The organism is Mycetocola sp. CAN_C7 (assembly GCF_015752285.1).
Taxonomy (GTDB): domain Bacteria; phylum Actinomycetota; class Actinomycetes; order Actinomycetales; family Microbacteriaceae; genus Mycetocola_A.
The window spans coordinates 124,211-140,060 of record NZ_JADOUY010000005.1 but is presented as its reverse complement, the minus strand read 5'-3'; the positions used below and the strand labels follow the sequence as shown (position 1 = coordinate 140,060).

The 15,850-nt window shown below is 66.8% G+C and carries 15 protein-coding genes; 5 read left to right on the top strand and 10 right to left on the bottom strand.

Features of this window, described 5'->3' with window-relative positions:
• The first annotated feature begins 40 nt into the window (after positions 1–40).
• On the top strand, positions 41–1,177 hold the full coding sequence (locus tag IWX78_RS12485; protein ID WP_196833866.1) for a glycosyltransferase family 4 protein: 1,137 nt from the start codon (positions 41–43) through the stop codon (positions 1,175–1,177).
• Positions 1,178–1,186: 9 nt separating this feature from the next.
• Here the strand turns inward: IWX78_RS12485 and IWX78_RS12480 are convergent, their stop codons facing one another.
• The 4 genes from IWX78_RS12480 to IWX78_RS12465 are packed head-to-tail and all read right to left on the bottom strand — an operon-like array spanning position 1,187 to position 6,338.
• Positions 1,187–3,244, bottom strand: a complete 2,058-nt coding sequence (locus IWX78_RS12480) for an acyltransferase family protein (protein ID WP_334684724.1) — start codon at positions 3,242–3,244, stop codon at positions 1,187–1,189.
• A 30-nt stretch (positions 3,245–3,274) separates the two neighbouring features.
• Positions 3,275–4,648 (bottom strand): LCP family protein, encoded by a 1,374-nt coding sequence (locus tag IWX78_RS12475; protein WP_334684723.1) that lies wholly within the window; start codon positions 4,646–4,648, stop codon positions 3,275–3,277.
• The gene (purE, locus tag IWX78_RS12470) at positions 4,645–5,154 is read right to left on the bottom strand and encodes a 5-(carboxyamino)imidazole ribonucleotide mutase (protein ID WP_196833865.1); all 510 of its coding nucleotides are present in this window, start codon (positions 5,152–5,154) and stop codon (positions 4,645–4,647) included. Before purE ends, IWX78_RS12475 begins: the two co-directional genes overlap by 4 nt.
• A 17-nt stretch (positions 5,155–5,171) precedes the next feature.
• On the bottom strand, positions 5,172–6,338 hold the full coding sequence (locus IWX78_RS12465) for a 5-(carboxyamino)imidazole ribonucleotide synthase (RefSeq protein WP_334684722.1): 1,167 nt from the start codon (positions 6,336–6,338) through the stop codon (positions 5,172–5,174).
• Between the two features lie 136 nt (positions 6,339–6,474).
• On the opposite strand from IWX78_RS12465, the gene IWX78_RS12460 reads away from it, so the two are divergent.
• A complete protein-coding gene (locus IWX78_RS12460) occupies positions 6,475–7,002 on the top strand; it encodes a GtrA family protein (RefSeq protein ID WP_196833864.1) in 528 nt (175 codons plus the stop codon).
• On the opposite strand, the gene IWX78_RS12455 is transcribed toward IWX78_RS12460, so the two are convergent.
• Positions 6,963–7,517, bottom strand: coding sequence for a PH domain-containing protein (locus tag IWX78_RS12455; RefSeq protein WP_196833863.1), 555 nt, complete (start codon positions 7,515–7,517; stop codon positions 6,963–6,965). The two genes, IWX78_RS12460 and IWX78_RS12455, sit on opposite strands and share 40 nt — an antisense overlap.
• Positions 7,518–7,709: 192 nt before the next feature.
• Positions 7,710–8,507: a biotin--[acetyl-CoA-carboxylase] ligase gene (locus tag IWX78_RS12450; RefSeq protein WP_196833862.1), complete on the bottom strand. Its 798-nt coding sequence runs from the start codon at positions 8,505–8,507 to the stop codon at positions 7,710–7,712.
• Between the two features lie 99 nt (positions 8,508–8,606).
• Here IWX78_RS12450 and IWX78_RS12445 point away from each other — a divergent pair, with 99 nt between their 5' ends.
• Both IWX78_RS12445 and IWX78_RS12440 read left to right on the top strand, forming a co-directional pair.
• On the top strand, positions 8,607–10,223 hold the full coding sequence (locus IWX78_RS12445; RefSeq protein ID WP_196833861.1) for an acyl-CoA carboxylase subunit beta: 1,617 nt from the start codon (positions 8,607–8,609) through the stop codon (positions 10,221–10,223).
• The gene (locus tag IWX78_RS12440; protein WP_334684721.1) at positions 10,220–10,522 is read left to right on the top strand and encodes an acyl-CoA carboxylase subunit epsilon; all 303 of its coding nucleotides are present in this window, start codon (positions 10,220–10,222) and stop codon (positions 10,520–10,522) included. Before IWX78_RS12445 ends, IWX78_RS12440 begins: the two co-directional genes overlap by 4 nt.
• A gap of 238 nt (positions 10,523–10,760) precedes the next feature.
• Here the strand turns inward: IWX78_RS12440 and IWX78_RS12435 are convergent, their stop codons facing one another.
• The 4 genes from IWX78_RS12435 to IWX78_RS12420 are packed head-to-tail and all read right to left on the bottom strand — an operon-like array spanning position 10,761 to position 15,060.
• Entirely contained in the window at positions 10,761–11,780 is a 1,020-nt protein-coding gene (locus tag IWX78_RS12435; protein WP_196833860.1) for a hypothetical protein, read from the bottom strand.
• Positions 11,777–13,096 (bottom strand): sensor histidine kinase, encoded by a 1,320-nt coding sequence (locus IWX78_RS12430; protein WP_196833859.1) that lies wholly within the window; start codon positions 13,094–13,096, stop codon positions 11,777–11,779. The genes IWX78_RS12435 and IWX78_RS12430 overlap by 4 nt, the downstream gene beginning before the upstream one ends.
• Entirely contained in the window at positions 13,086–13,751 is a 666-nt protein-coding gene (locus tag IWX78_RS12425; protein WP_196833858.1) for a response regulator transcription factor, read from the bottom strand. The genes IWX78_RS12430 and IWX78_RS12425 overlap by 11 nt, the downstream gene beginning before the upstream one ends.
• A 40-nt stretch (positions 13,752–13,791) precedes the next feature.
• Positions 13,792–15,060, bottom strand: coding sequence for a class I SAM-dependent RNA methyltransferase (locus IWX78_RS12420; RefSeq protein WP_334684720.1), 1,269 nt, complete (start codon positions 15,058–15,060; stop codon positions 13,792–13,794).
• Positions 15,061–15,134: 74 nt separating this feature from the next.
• Here IWX78_RS12420 and IWX78_RS12415 point away from each other — a divergent pair, with 74 nt between their 5' ends.
• The gene (locus IWX78_RS12415) at positions 15,135–15,782 is read left to right on the top strand and encodes a Maf family protein (RefSeq protein ID WP_196833856.1); all 648 of its coding nucleotides are present in this window, start codon (positions 15,135–15,137) and stop codon (positions 15,780–15,782) included.
• Positions 15,783–15,850 lie beyond the last annotated feature (68 nt).

The window sequence follows — 15,850 nt, the reverse complement described above, 5'->3', positions numbered from 1 at the left end:
TGGTACCGGCGAAGACGACAATGACGAAGGCGGTTTTGCAATGGCGACGACACTGCGCATAGTGGTCGACCAGATGGTCACACCGGCCCCGAACGGAATTTCCCGATATACCGAAGAACTCGCTCGGGCACTGGTTCTGACCGCCCCGCGCGGGTGCACAGTCGAGGGCATCGCATCCGCTCTTCCCGCCGAGAAAATCGCCGAGATCGAGCAGGCGCTGCCTGGGCTCGCCCAGCTGCACAGGACCACGCTGCCGCGCCGTGAACTCGCGGCGGCCTGGCAGCTCGGAATCGTGCCCACGCTCGGCACCGGAATGATCCACTCCCCCAGCCTGCTCGCCCCACTTCGGCGCCATCATCGTGAGTTCGACCAGACCCAGATGGTGGTCACGATCCATGACACGATGGCCTGGACCCATCCGAAATCGCTCACTCCTGCCAGCGTCGCCTGGCACAAGGGGATGGCGAAGAGGGCCAGAAAGCACGCGGATGCCATCGTGGTTCCCACGCACGCCGTCGCCGAACAACTCTCGGAGATCCTCGACTTCGGCGACCGGATCCGGGTGATCTCGGGGGCTGTTGCGTCCAACCTGGTGCTGCCGACGGATGCCGATGAGCGCGCCGAGCAGCTTGACCTCCCCGATGAGTATCTGCTGGCTGTCGGCACCCTCGACCCGCGGCGGGGACTGACCTCGCTGATCACCGGCCTCGGCCAGCCGGATGCACCTGAGCTCCCCCTCCTTGTGCTCGGGCCGGATTCCTGGGGCGAACTCACCCTCGCGGCTGTCGCAGACGAGGCCGGTCTCCCGGAAGGCAGGGTCCGCGCGCTCGGGTACCTCTCCGACGCCGACCTAGCCGTCGTTCTCGACCGTGCCCGTGTGTTCATCTATCCGAGCCTGCACGAGGGTTTCGGCCTTCCGCTCGTCGAAGCGTTCACCTTCGGCGCACCGGTCGTCCACTCCGATGACCCCGCCCTCGTCGAGGTCGCCGGAGGCGCGGGTATTGCGGTCGAACGCGGCAAAAAGGGTTACCCCGAGCGCCTCACTGCGGCGATTTCTTCCGTGCTCGACGATCCGGACAAGGCCGCCCGTCTTGCCGTCGCCGGGGCAGACCGGGCCCGTGCCTTCAGCTGGCGCGACTCGGCCGAACGGGTCTGGGCGCTGCACGCCGACCTGTGACGGATTCGCCTAGCGGGCAGCGGCCTGCTGCAGGGGCGTGAGGAGAACGTCGGCGAAGAGCTTCGAGATCGTCGCAGTCAGATGGTGACTGTCCCGATAGACGAGAACGTCGCCGAGCACGACAGGGCAGACGTTCGCATCGCAGAGGGAGCCGGTGGGGTCGAGGTAGCTGCCGCCCCCGATGTCGGCGGCTGAGCGCTCAGCATCCGTTATCCCGGCCCAGAAAGACGACTCCGGTGTTCCGGCACACGCGAGCGCATCGTCGACGTGGGCGGAAAGACAGGTCGACGGCGCGATCTCGAAATGCGGCGTGTCGCCGAGGACCACAACGCTCGAGCCGACGGCAAGGGTGGAGACCGTCGACTCCAGGGACTGCCTCCACATCTCGGCGAAACCGTCACTCTCGGGCTCACCGACGCTGGCAGCAAAATTCGACAGCACGACGACGTCCGGCGGGTCAGCGACGAGCCGGTCGAGAACGCCGATCCGCCAGGTGTCGCACTCCGGATACGGCAGCTCGGGCACGTCCGGCGGGATCGAAGCGGACGGGCAGGAGCTCTTGGTATGGGTGGAGAGCGCAATCTTCCCCTCCTCCGCGAGAGCGGCGAGGGCGGGATACCACTGTGCCGCGTGGGAGTCGCCGAACAACGCGACCGAGAGAGGGGCATCTGCGGGCCCGCTCTGGCATCCGGTCGCATCCGTTTCGATTTCGGACAGGTGGCATCCGCTGGCATAGATCGCCGGATTGTCTGCGCTGGCGTTCCGCAATGTCGGCCGAAGGTTATCCGGGACGAACCCGGTTGAGTCGAGATCTCCGGTGAGGGTGGGAGCGCTTGCGCTCGAACCGGATTCCAAAGGCAGGCCGACTACGGCTCGCGCAGTGCCCACACACAGTGCGGCTACGACGACCGTGACAACCAGGGCGAGCCAGAGGGTGGCGCGGGGTCGACGCGCCGTGAGCGGCTTCCACGACCGCGCGGGGTTCTCGACGAAACGGTAGATCAGCCAGGCCAGTGGAACACTCGCAGCAGCCAGGAGCAGGGTCGTTGCGAGCGGAAGCTCGGTCTGGTCGCTCACGGCCACCTGAGGGATCATCAGCAACGGCCAGTGGACCAGGTACATCGAGTACGAGAGAGCACCGACGAACACCATCGGCCTGACACTCAGAACAGCGCCGGCGCTCCACCGTGTCGCCGCAGTCGAACCACCCAGGACGAGCAGCGCCGTTGCCAGGACAGGGGCGATCGCCGCAGCCCCGGGGAAGATCGTGGAGTCGTCGTAGGTCACCGCACAGGCGAGGAGAAGGGAGAGACCCAGCCAGCCGAGGATCGCGCCCAGGCGCGGTGTCAACCGGAACCGGGCCGATGTGACGGCGTAGGCGACGAGCCCCCCGATGGCGAACTCCCAGGCGCGCGTCGGCATCATGAAGAACGCCCATGGCTGGGCACGCGCAGTCAGCCAGAGGCACAAGGCGAGCGAGACGACGAATGTCGCGACGAGGGCGAGAAGGATGCCGCGGCCCGACTTGCGAAAGAGAAGGAACGCAACGACGAGCACGGCCGGCCAGAGCAGGTAGAACTGTTCCTCGACGCCGAGGGACCAGTAGTGCTGGAAGATCGACGGGTTCGGATCAGAGAGGTAGTCGACGCTGCGGTTGGCGAACTGGAAGTTCGGCACGTACAGCGCAGTGGCGAGGGCGTCCCTCAGGACAGGTCCCAGATTCAGGGGAGGGATGAAGACGAGCGACGCCGCGACCGAGAGCACGAGCACGGTGAACGACGCAGGAAGGATTCTCCGGATCCGTCGCGCGTAGAAATCGCTGAAGCCCACCCGGCCGTCACGGCTGAGTGACGCGAGCAGATGGGCGGAGATGAGGAAGCCCGAGATCACGAAGAACACGTCGACCCCGATGTAGCCACCCGACAATCCAGGGAGGTTCGCGTGGTAGAGCACGACGAGGAGCACGGCGACCGCGCGCAACCCCTGGATGTCGGCTCGAAAGCGCACCGGCCGGAATCCCGTGGAGCCCGACCGCTGGCGAGGCTCGACGGTTTCTGTCAGTGACACGAAGAGAAGTTTAGACGGGACAGCTGTGCGCTATTCCGGCGTCGGGGTGGGCGTCGACGTCGGCGGGTACAGGTCTGCGCGAACGAGGGCACGGATCGCGTCGAAGTCGTCGAAATCGAGTTCATCCGGGTAGAGGCTGTTCTCCGGGGTGAGCTCGACCGATGTCGTCGGCAGTTCCCGCGTCTTCATCGCCAGGTTGCCGAAGTATCCGAGCATGTCCTGCGGAATGTCCGTCCGCATCACCTGCGTACCCGCCTGCGCGATGGCCTGGAACTTCGACAGCACGTTGGCCGGGGTGAACTGCTTGAGGATCGCGGTCTGCAGTTCGCGCTGCCGCTCCATCCGGTCGTAGTCGCTCGTGTTGTGGCGAGAGCGGGCGTACCACTGGGCGTAGTACCCGTTGAGAACCCGCGTGCCCGGCTCGATCCACTCGTCGACGCCCTGCAGGTTCTCGTCCCCACCGATCGGGAGTCGTTTCTCCACGGTGATCTCCACTCCGCCGAGCGCGTCGATGAGAGCAGAGAAGCCCTGCATGTCGATCAGCGCGTAGTACTGGATGTCGAGCCCGGTGATCCCCTCAGCGGCTTCCTTGGTCGCTTCGACCCCGGCGCTCGACGTCTTCGACGCGGCATCCGGATAGAGATCCTTATGACGGAGATCGGCCTCGGTGTAGATGGAGTTGAGCTTGCAGGCGCTGACGTCGCACTGGCGGTAGCCGTCGGGGTACAGCTCCTTCATTGGGGAGTCGTCCGAGAACGGCACGTTCCGCATGTCGCGGGGCAGGCCGATCATCGTCATCCGGCCGGTCTCCGCGTCGAGCGACACCACCGAGATGCTGTCCGGGCGAAGTCCTTCGCGGTCGGGCCCGGCGTCTGCGCCGAGGAGAAGGATGTTGTAGCGCCCGTCGACGGGAGGAACGGATGCCCCGTTGCCGAAGATGGACTGGAGGGTGCCGCGGGTGATCCCGGCGTAGTATGCGCCAGCCGTTGCGGTGCCGACCGAGACCACGAGCAGCAGCACTGTGCATGCGGCGATCCAGAATCGTGCCCCCGGTGCCGCCCGAACAAGGCGGAGGAGGCGGAGCGTGTCGATGGTGAGGACGAGCCAGAGGATGCCGTAGAGGGCGAGCAGGAGTTGCACCCCGGTGAGCACCCACGAGTTCGTGACGATGGTGAGCGCTGCGGTGCGCCAGAGGAACCAGGCGAGGACGGCGAGCACCCCGAGCAGCCACGTGAACAGGGTCGCACCGAGACCTAAACGACCGAGTTTTCTGTTACCGGCGAGAACCTGCACGGACCCGGGGATGAGGAAGTTGAGGGCGACGAGCCACCAGGCCCGCCTGGTCATCAGGCTCATTGCCCGCAGGTCCGGGTGACGGATCGGGCTGGCTGCGTAGACGCTCATAGGCTGGACTTGAGGGCGCGATTCTTTTCGTCGACCAGAGTGGCGAGCGACGCCGAATAGTCGCTCAGCCGCGCTGTCAGGTCGCGATCGGCTGTTGCCAGGATCTTCACGGCGAGCAGCCCTGCGTTCTTCGCGCCGCCGATGGAGACCGTGGCGACGGGAACGCCTGCGGGCATCTGGACGATCGACAGGAGCGAGTCGAGACCGTCGAGTTTCGACAGCGGAACAGGCACGCCGACCACGGGAAGGGTCGTGACGGATGCCAGCATGCCTGGCAGGTGGGCGGCGCCGCCCGCCCCGGCGATGATCACCTTGATGCCGCGGGACTCCGCCTCGCGGCCGTACGCGATCATCTTGTCAGGGGTCCTGTGGGCACTCACGACCTCGACCTCGTGGTCGACTCCGAACTCGGAGAGAACCTCGGAGGCGGCAGCCATCACCGACCAGTCGGAATCGCTGCCCATGACGACGCCGACGAGTGGGCGCGCTGAATCGTGAAATGGCATGAGGCCTATGGTAAATGTCAGTCCTGAAAAACAGCCGCTGCGGCGCGCGCTTCGTAGGCAACTACGTCGAGGTCCCTGCCGCTCGCGTTGACGTGTCCCACCTTGCGGCCCGGCCTCGGGTCCTTGCCGTAGTTGTGGATCTTCGCCGTGGGGTGCACCCCCATCGCTGCGGCGTACCGGTCTGACAGCGCACCATCGCTCGGCCCCCCGAGGATGTTCACCATCACGGTGTGGGGCTCGCAGCATCCCGTAGCGCCCAGGGGGAGATCGAGGACGGCGCGGAGGTGCTGCTCGAACTGGCTCGTCGTCGAGCCGTCCTGGGTCCAGTGTCCGGAGTTATGCGGTCGCATGGCCAGTTCGTTGACGAGGAGTCGGTCGTCTGTGGTCTCGAACAGTTCGACGGCAAAAACGCCGGTGACCCCGAGTCCGGTAGCAACATCGGTGGCGATCTGGGCGGCGACATCGGCGATCCGGCCGGCCGACCCTGGCGCCGGCGCGAGGATTTCGGCGCAGACACCGTCACGCTGGATGGATTCGACCACAGGCCAGAGCATGAGGTCGCCCGATGGTCTGCGGGCAGACAACTGGGCCAGTTCGCGGCGGAAATCGACGAGTTCCTCGACGAGGAGCGCGTCTCCTGCGCCGTTCTCGGCGAGAACGGTGAACCAGTCGGTCGCCTCGGTTGCTGCGGAAACGACCCTCACACCCTTACCGTCGTAACCTCCGCGCGGTGTCTTGACGACGGCACGGCCGCCGTTGGCGTCGAGGAACGCCTGAAGCTCCTCTTCCGTTTCGACCCGCGCCCAGACCGGAACCGGCAGTCCGAGATCGCTGAGTTTCTGACGCATGAGGAGCTTGTCCTGGGCGTAGAGGAGAGCGTCGGGGCCGGGGTGCACGGCCACTCCGGCGTCGACGAGGCGGGAGAGCACGTCCTGGGGAACGTGTTCGTGATCGAACGTGACCACGTCGACGTCCGCGGCGAACGCGAGCACTGTGTCGGCGTCGCGGTAGTCCCCGACCGCGGTCGCGGCCAGTCCGGCGGCCATGCCGTCGGACTCCGCGAGGACTCGCAGGTCGATGCCGAGGTTCACCGCCGCCGGGATCATCATCCGGGCGAGCTGTCCGCCACCAATTACTCCAACACGGACCACGGCCGTCGCCTCCCAGCGGTAGATGTCACACACCTGACGCAGCGAACTCCCAGCGAGGCTCCCCTGCCGGTCGCATAAACTGCGTACGCCAGACTATCCTCGCGCATCGCCCTCACAGTGCCCAACCGCCGGGGCCGCCAACCGCCCCCGCCGAACCGGAACAGGACACATGACCCGAACAGCGCCGCCCGCCCGCGTGCGACGCGTCGTCGTGCAGGCCGCGCAGTTCGGGCTCGTCGGAGCCGCGGGGTTGCTCGTCGACCTCGTCGTGTTCAACGCGCTCAGGCTGACCGTGTTGTCACCGGATGCCGTCGAGACCGGTCCGCTTCTCGCGAAGGTCCTGTCGACCATCCTCGCCATCATCACCAACTGGCTGGGCAACCGGTACTGGACCTTCTCACGTGAGCGCCAGTCGAACACGGTGAGAGAAGGCGTCGAATTCTTCGCCGTCTCGCTCGCCGGCATGGCTATCGGCCTGGCCTGCCTGTGGGTGTCGCACTACGTGCTCGGGTTCACCTCGGTGCTCGCAGACAACATCGCGGCCAATGTCATCGGGCTCGGGCTCGGCGCCGTGTTCCGGTTCACGCTCTACCGCCTCTGGGTCTTCTCGCCCAGCAGGAAGGCATCCGTCCGCCAGCCGGCGACAGCTGGGGCGCGTCAGAACGCAGCTGTCGCTGTTCCGAGCGAACCGGCATGACCTGACACCGTCACCTGGTTCTTCTCGATCAGGTCCTGGAGAGTGTCGAGCACCTGCTCTGCACCGGGCAGGTCGCGCAGGACGAGGGGCTTCTCGACCCCTGAGTTGATGAGGACGTCGCCCGAACGGAACGCACTCTGCACCCAGTTCTGCTTAAGGGTGACGTGGTAGCCGCGGCTGTGGAAGATCTCGCGGCGTTCGCGGACGAAGAACCCACGGCGGGCGATGACCCTCCGCGTCGTGATGGTGCAGCGATGGTTGAGCCAGAAGATGTACGGGAAGAGCACGAGCAGCACGAAGAGCGCGGCGGCGGCGGCGATGATCGCCACGTGCTGCCAGGTCTCCGCGAAGAGGCTCAATCCATAAACGGATGCCCCCGGCAATGCGATGAGCAGCAGCGCCGGCCAGAGCAACGCCCGGGCATTCGGCCGGAGGCGGGCGACGACCCGCTCGGTGGGGACGGGTCGGGAACCGTCGTGCGGCAGGCTCGCCGGAACATTCGGGTACTCGGCCATGCTCCATTCCTACCATCGGTCGGCGCGACAGCCCGACCGCACCGCCGCCATCGCGCGACTGGAGCCGCAGACCACAAATTCAGGAGATCTGTGCGACTCGCCGGAGTGGGAGCGCTCCCATACGGCGTGTCGCGGCAGATCTCCTGAATGTGGAGGCTTCGCCCGGCTGTGCGCAACCGGCGGGGCGGATGCTCAGCGCGGTCGCAGGTGCGTCACGTCGCCGGCGGAGACGGGCGTGAGATCAGCGGATCCGTCTGCCTGCACGACGATACGACCGGAGACGTCGATCCCCCTGGCGACGCCGGCGAGGATGGTGCCACCCGGCAGCTCGACGCTGACCCGCGACCCGACTGTGCCGCAGGCATCCGTCACAGCGGCCTGCAGACCGCTGGCCTGTGCGTCTCCACCCGTCGCCCGGAACGCCGACAGCAGCGCGAAGAACTCACGCAGGTAGGCCTCGAGCAGGGCGTCGGGGTCCGGATGCTCCGCCCCGGCAAGAACGAGAGAGGTCGCCGTCGGCACCGGCAACTGTTCCTCGGTCATGGTGATGTTCACTCCGGCCCCGACGACGACGCTCGGGGTCGCGCCCACGACGAGCTCGGAGAGGACGCCGCAGACCTTCCGCCCACCGACGAGGACATCGTTGGGCCATTTCAGTGACACATCGGTGCGCGCGGGCAGGGCACCCCGCACCGCCCGGGTCATCGCGAGTCCGGCAGCGAGCGGCAGCCAGCCGAGCGCGTCGATCCGGAGCGAGGCGTCGGCCCGAACCAGGACCGAGACGGCGAGCGCCGAACCGGCGGGACTCTGCCACGACCGCCCGAGTCGGCCCTTCCCCGCTGTCTGGGTGTCGGTGACGACGACCGAGAGGTCGGGCCAGCCGTCTGACCCGCCTGCAGCAGCGACGAGAACGTCGTTGGTCGACGGGGTCTCGGCGAGGATCTCGAAACGGGAGGTGAGAGCGGCGGCGCGGGGGAACTCGGCGGTCATGGCACCACGATACGCGCGTCAAGTCCACAAGGCTCCCGACCCCTCCTTGTAGGCATCCGCCAACGGTATAGCCCTATCCCTGCACAGTAGAGTGAATAAGTGACCGATGACGCAGCTACGCCAGACGTATCCGACGCCCCCGACCTGTACACGACAGCAGGCAAACTCGCCGATCTGAAGCAGCGGTACCACGAGGCCGTCACGGCGTCTGGGGATGCCGCGATCGCTAAGCAGCATGCCAAGGGCAAGATGACCGCACGTGAGCGGATCACCGAACTGCTCGACCCGGGCAGCTTCGTCGAACTCGATGAGTTCGTGCGGCACCGCACACACGCCTTCGGCATGGAGAAGTCCCGGCCGTACGGTGACGCCGTCGTCACCGGGACCGGTACCATCCACGGCCGGCAGGTCGCCGTCTACTCGCAGGACTTCACCATCTTCGGCGGATCGCTCGGCGAGGTGGCCGGCGAGAAGATCATCAAGATCATGGATCACGCGCTCAAGACGGGCGTGCCGATCATCGGCATGCTCGATTCGGGCGGCGCGCGGATCCAGGAGGGCGTCGTCGCCCTCGGCAAGTACGGCGAGATCTTCCGCCGCAACACCGCCGCGTCAGGGGTCATCCCGCAGATCTCGATCATCATGGGCCCTGCGGCCGGTGGAGCGGTCTACTCCCCCGCCCTCACCGACTTCGTCATCATGGTCGACAAGACCAGCCAGATGTTCGTCACCGGACCGGACGTCATCAAGACGGTCACCGGTGAAGACGTCGGCATGGAGGAGCTCGGCGGCGCGCTCACCCACAACACCCGGTCGGGTGTCGCGCACTACCTGGCCAGCGACGAATCGGATGCCCTCGACTACGCCCGCACCCTCATCGGCTTCCTGCCCGACAACAACCTCGCCGAACTTCCCGTGTACGAGAGCGAGGTTGAGCTCGAGACGACGGATGCCGACCGCAAGCTGAACACGATCATCCCCGACTCCCCGAACCAGCCGTACGACGTCACCACCGTGATCGAGCACGTCGTCGACAACGGCGACTTCCTCGAGGTGCAGCCACTGTTCGCGCCCAACATCGTCATCGGTTTCGCCCGGGTCGAGGGTCGCACCGTCGGGATCATCGCGAACCAGCCGAACGCCATGGCCGGCACACTGAACATCGAGGCCGGTGAGAAAGCGTCGCGTTTCGTGCGGTTCTGCGACGCGTTCAGCATCCCGATCCTCACCCTCGTCGACGTCCCCGGCTACCTGCCTGGAACCGACCAGGAGTGGACAGGCGTGATCCGCCGCGGCGCAAAACTGCTCTACGCCTATGCCGAGGCGACGGTGCCACTCGTCACCGTCATCCTGCGCAAAGCGTACGGCGGCGCATACATCGTCATGGGCTCGAAGCAGCTCGGCGCTGACATCAACCTGGCCTGGCCGACGGCGGAGATCGCCGTGATGGGCGGCCAGGGCGCCGTCAACATCCTGTACCGCGGCGAGATCAAGCGCGCAGAGGCCGCCGGTGAAGATGTCGCCGCCGTGCGCACGAAGCTCGCCAACGAATACACCTACAACGTTGCGAGCCCGTTCCTCGCCGCCGAACGGGGCGAGCTCGACGGTGTGATCGAACCGGCAGCCACGCGCGTCGCCGTGATCAAAGCGCTGCGGTCGCTCAAGGGCAAGCGGGCCAGCCTGCCGCCGAAGAAGCACGGAAACATCCCGCTGTGACGAACGCCGATCCGCACGCGAGGCGCACGGGGCGCCGTGCGGCACCTCCGACACGCTCCGAGCGCTTCACGACAGACGACGAGTCCGGGCACGGTATCGACGTGCACATCCTGCGCGGCTCGCCCACGCCGGATGAGATCGCTGCAGTGACGGCCGTGCTCACCACCGCTGTCGTCGAGGAGGCAGCCAACGCGGATGCCGTTCCGACGAACGGCCCGTCGGCATGGCAGCGCAGCCAGAGAGTGATGCGTTCACCGCTCACAGCGGGGGCAGGACGCTGGCGCAATTTCACCGCATGACCGGTCCCCCAAAGAGACGACTAGCGGGCCCCGCCCGTTCCGATCAGAATGAATGCGCAAGGTGTCTCTCTTTTAGGGTTGCACCACCAAACGATTCGCTCGATTAGGGTAGCAGCGGCGTTTGGGGGCGGGTCAGGGCATTATTCGGGTTACTGCTCTGACCCGGGGCTTCACAGGGCCGGTTCGAAAGAACCGGCCCTTTCCCGTTCCGGCACGCAACCGGCTCGGGCGGTCCAGGTCAGCGGCGAACGGTCCAGCCGTTTTTCTCCCGCGGGATCTCGAGCCACAGGCGCACGGCGTCGCCAGGCTCGTCCGGGTCGGTCGAGGCGCTGAGCGCGACGAGGGTGACGGAAACCTCGGAATCGGCCGGGGCGGTGCGCACGATCATCCGGTCGGCTTCGGTGCGATCGATCGCGTCCGCGACAGCGTTGAGCACCGACTCGAGTTCGTCGCCCGGCATCTGGTCGAGAGTTCCCTCATCGAGCATGCTGACGGCTGTGCCGCGACGGCGAGCGGCGAGCACACTGTTCCTGACCCGGTCGTTGAGGAGTCGCCTGCCGCGGATCTCGTCGCGGAGTCCGGCTTCGAGCACGCGAGACTCGATCCGTTGCGCGTCGCTGAGTTCTCCTCCGGAAAGGATGATGTCCCGAAGGATCGGCAGGGCGCGGATGCCGGTCTGTTCGAGTCGCGTGCGCCGCTCATTCTCGTGCGCATCCTGCGCCGCCTGCCATTTGGCCGCGGCTTGTTCCGCCACGGTAAGGGTCTGGGCGTCGTGGCCCACCTTCACCAGCGACCGGGTCAGGACGCCGGCGCCGAACACCCACATCAGGCTCCCGGTGACGCCGATCTCCATCGATGTGCCGAGACCGCACCAGAGGATGGACTGAACAGTGAGGAAGATGACGCCGATCCAGCCGATGATCTCCTGCCGTCTCACGACGGTGATGGTCATCAGCGTTCCGATCGCAGAGACATGCCAGGTCGCATAACCGTTGTTGATGCTCGGGTCGAGCTGGCTGGTGACGAGCAGCGGAACGGTGACGGCGGTGGCGAGGCAGAATGCCGCCAGCCACGGCGGCATGGCCGTTGGACTCGACGGCCACAGGGCGATCCCCGTCGCGGCGAGGTAGAGCACCATCGCTGCGATGCTCGGCCACGGCGATTCCGCCTGCGGAAGGGTCAGCAGGCCGCGGACGACATGGTAGAAACTGAACGCTGCGGCGAGGGCGATCATCGTGTAACGGTTGAGGGAGATCACGATGTGGCCTCACCCGCTTCGAGAAGGTCCCGCTGCGCCTCGGCATCGCCGGCCCAGCGGATGCTCACCGTCGTTCCCGATCCGGGCGAGGAACGCACATCGACGGAGCCGCCGACGGCGATGACCCGTTCGATGATCGAGATCCGGATGCCCAGACGGTCGGCGTCGACGGCGGCGCGGTCGAAACCGACTCCGTTGTCGCCGATGGTGACGAGGATGACCCCATCGTCTCCGGCATCGACATCGACGCGGCGCTCACAGGGTTCACCGGCGTGCTGCACACTGTTCGTCATCGCCTGGGCCGAAGCGAGGTAGAGGCCCTCGGCAACCCGGAACGGGAGCACATGTTCGACCGACCCACTGGCGACGACATCGAACGGCACCTCGAGGTGGGCGGCGTGCTGGTGGAGCAGGTCGATGAGCCAGCCGATGGTGATCGTCTGTGCCGGCCCGTTCGCCGGTGCGTCGAGCGCCGCGAGCCGGCTGATGGCGTCACTCGCCATCGCGACTGTCGCTCGCGCCTGCTCGGGGGTGGACGCGCGGTCCGCCGCCTGCAGGGAAGCGAGCACGGTGTCGTGGACCAGGGCGTCGACCTCGATCCGCTCGGCCTCAAGCGCGTGCTGCCTCACGGCTTCGTCGTAGCGCGTGAACGCGGCGGAACGTGCTTCGTCGACGGTCCGGGCGGCCCGTCGGAACATCGTGATGAGCACCATGATGACCAGACCGATCATCGAGCCGTACAGGGCATCCTGCACCGCGATGTCGAGGTGGGTGAAGAACCCGTCTCCGTCGATCACCCGGGCGACGCCGTACACCGCTGGGGTGATCACGATGTACGTCGTAGCGAGCCACGGTCGTACGGCCTGCGAGATGCAGCCGCACGCAATGGCGCAGAGATACCAGGTCCACGGTTCGGCCCGGGAGTCAGCGCCGGCCCCGCCGGTGACGACCGGCCACAGGGCGACGGCAACAAGGTAGGTCAGGGCGAAGACGATGTTCGCGACCCGCTGGACGCGAGCGCTGACCACGCCGGCAACGATGACGATGACGAGAAGCCCGAGCAGGGAGAACAGATACACCGTTCCGAGCGGCTCGGGCACGACGAGTCCTGACCCGAGGGCGATGCTCAGGGTCTGCGCCCCGAAGACGAGCGCGATGAGGCTGATCGACTGCGCGATCACCTTCTCGATTCGCGCAACGCTGAACCGCGGCTGCGTGTGCGCGGCATCGCGGGCGGCGCGGTCGAGCTTGTCGAGCACGGGTCCACGCGGGATCGGCGAGAAAATCGCCCCTGAGCGCGGTGGGTTACTTGTCATCACCCGCGCCCGGGTTGAGTTCGGGCAGGATGCCGTCTTCGACGGCGCGACGGAGCAGGTCGACCTTCGTCGGCGCCGGGCGGCCGATCTCCACGTACTTGCCGCGGATCCGGTCGAGGTACTCCTTCACCGTCGACGGGGCGATGCCGAGCTGGCTGGCCACATCCTTCATCGGGAGACCCGATGCGTAGAGATGGAGCACGTCGCGTTCACGGCGGCCGAGCTGGGCGCGACTGAAGTCACCGTCTGCGTCGATCGCGCTGGCCCATTCCAGGTTGTTCAGCGCCTCTCCGCTCGCGACAGTCTCGATCGCGGCCACGACGGCATCCGTCGGCGCGCTCTTGGGGATGACCCCGGCGGCTCCGGCGGCGAGGGCCTCTCTGACCGAGGCGACACGATCGGCGATCGAGTGGATGAGTACGGCAGACCCCGAGCCGTGCACGGCACGCACATTGTCTGTGATGTTGCTTCCGTCGCCGAGGTTGAGGTCGAGTACGACGACGTCGCACGGGACGCCGTTAGCCGCGGCGACGAACTCCCGCACGGTGGACGCACTGTGCACGACCGTATGCCCGGCCGCCTCGCAGACGGCCGTCAGGCCCATCCGGACGGACTCATGATCATCGATAACCGCTATGCGCACCACAGTGCCCATCGTAGGCGGTATGCGGGCAGAATCGGCCGACGGCCCGCCATCATCGGGTCAGCAACGCTATCGACTCGATGTGGTGGGTGTGCGGGAAGAGGTCGAACGCACGGATGCTCCTCAGCGAGTAGCCCTCGGCGGCGAACAAACCGATGTCACGGGAGAGAGCGACCGGGTCGCATGCGACGTAGAGAAGCTGCGCAGGGCCGAGCTCAGCGAGACTCGCGACGACCTCTTTGCCTGCGCCGGAGCGGGGCGGGTCGAGGACGACGGTTCCAGCCGCGAGTCGCGCACGTTCGGTGGCGCTGGACTGAGCGACGAGGCCACGCAGGTAGGCGTCGACGCGGGCGGTGATGCTCTGCGCGCCGACCCAGTCCGAGAGGTTCTCCGCAGCGTGGTCCGTGGCCCGCGCAGACGATTCCACGCTGGTGATCCTGGTGGTGCTGCCGAACTTGTCCCCGATCGCCGCGGCGAGCAGGCCAACGCCCCCGTAGAGGTCGAGGTTGGCGGCGCGAGGGTCGAAGAGCGCTTCGTCGACGGTGGACTGCACGAGGTCGGTCAGCAGTTCGGCCGCTGCCCGGTGCACCTGCCAGAATCCGCCCTCATCGAGGAAGAAGTCACGGTCACCGACGCGTTCGATGATTCTCTGTTCACGACGGTTCGCCGGGCTCACGCCCTTCTTGATGGGCTCGCGTACGACGATCCTGGCGCTGTCGGTGCTGCTGGGCGCAACGATATCGACGGACTCCGCGCCACGGAACAACTGGTCGAGCGGTGCGGCGGATGCCACTTCGTCTGTCGCCAGCGGAAGGTCGCCCACCCGGATCACCCGGTGGCTGCGTGCGGCGTACGGTCCGACGTTGCCGTCTTCGTCGACGTGGAGGCTCACCCGGGTGCGCCAGGCAAGTCCGTCGCGCTCGTCGTCGCCTGGCGCGGCTTCGACCTGCACGTCGCTCTCGACCCCGCCGAAGCGCTGCAGCGCGTCGGTCAGGACCTGGCGCTTGAGTTCTCGCTGGTGGCCGAGCTCGATGTGGCCGAACTCGGCCCCTCCGGCGCGGTCGGCCGGCGAGACGTCGATCGCGGCTGACGCCCAGACGTGCGACTGCCGGTGCGGTGACGCCTCGAGGACCTCCACGGTCTCTGCACGCCAGAAGCTCTTCTTCGACGCCTGGCTGATGCGCGCACGGACACGCTCGCCGGGGATCCCATCTGCGACGAAGACCACGCGTCCGTCGAGCCGGGAAACGAAGACACCGCCGTGGGCTACGTTGGTAATCTCGAGCTCGACGTCGTCCTGGGTGTTCGATTGTGCATTCACCCTTGAATCGTCCCACGGATCACCGGCGCATCGCGCGCGGTCATCGCGAATCGGCCACGGAAGGAACTGACGACATGCAGTTGTATCTCGCCTCCACCTCCCCCGCCCGACTGATGCTGCTGAGGCAGAGCGGCATCGAACCGGTCGTCGTTCCATCTCACGTCGACGAGGACGCGGCGGTCGCTGCTGCGGAAACCGCCGCGGGTTCGTCACTCGACCCCGAAGCGACCGTCGCACTCCTTGCCCAGGCGAAGGCCGAATCGGTATGGCGCGATCTTGCCGGTGGGAGCGGGCTGGTTCTCGGGGGTGACTCGGTCTTCGTGGTCGACGGTGTCATCTACGGCAAACCGCACACGCCGGAGGCCGCGCTCGAGCGCTGGCGCCAGCAGCGCGGCACGACCGGGAGGCTGTATTCCGGGCACTGGTTGATCGAGCACCGATCGGACGGCAGCGTCGGAGGTGCCGTCGGCGCCGTCGCGTGGGCGGATGTCACGTTCGCGGCAGACATCACAGATGCAGAACTCGACGCGTACATCGCCACGGGCGAACCGTTGCACGTCGCAGGCGCCTTCACCATCGACAGCCTCGGCGCCCCCTTCATCGAGCACATCTCCGGCGACCCGTCGACGGTCGTCGGGCTGTCGCTACCGACCCTCCGGTCGCTGGTGCGGCAACTGGGTTTCGAGTGGACCTCACTGTGGAACCGGGGCGGGAGCTTGTAGGCATCCGCAGTGCTTCTCCGGACATTTCTGTGGGCACCGACCAAAAACCTCGCCGCTGCGGGCAATAG

Coding starts and splice junctions, on each gene's coding strand:
- IWX78_RS12485 (WP_196833866.1), top strand. CDS start 41: ATGGCGACGACACTGCGCATAGTGGTCGACCAGATGGTCACACCGGCC.
- IWX78_RS12475 (WP_334684723.1), bottom strand. CDS start 4,648: ATGAGCGTCTACGCAGCCAGCCCGATCCGTCACCCGGACCTGCGGGCA.
- purE (WP_196833865.1), bottom strand. CDS start 5,154: ATGCCATTTCACGATTCAGCGCGCCCACTCGTCGGCGTCGTCATGGGC.
- IWX78_RS12460 (WP_196833864.1), top strand. CDS start 6,475: ATGACCCGAACAGCGCCGCCCGCCCGCGTGCGACGCGTCGTCGTGCAG.
- IWX78_RS12455 (WP_196833863.1), bottom strand. CDS start 7,517: ATGGCCGAGTACCCGAATGTTCCGGCGAGCCTGCCGCACGACGGTTCC.
- IWX78_RS12450 (WP_196833862.1), bottom strand. CDS start 8,507: ATGACCGCCGAGTTCCCCCGCGCCGCCGCTCTCACCTCCCGTTTCGAG.
- IWX78_RS12430 (WP_196833859.1), bottom strand. CDS start 13,096: ATGACAAGTAACCCACCGCGCTCAGGGGCGATTTTCTCGCCGATCCCG.
- IWX78_RS12425 (WP_196833858.1), bottom strand. CDS start 13,751: ATGGGCACTGTGGTGCGCATAGCGGTTATCGATGATCATGAGTCCGTC.
- IWX78_RS12415 (WP_196833856.1), top strand. CDS start 15,135: ATGCAGTTGTATCTCGCCTCCACCTCCCCCGCCCGACTGATGCTGCTG.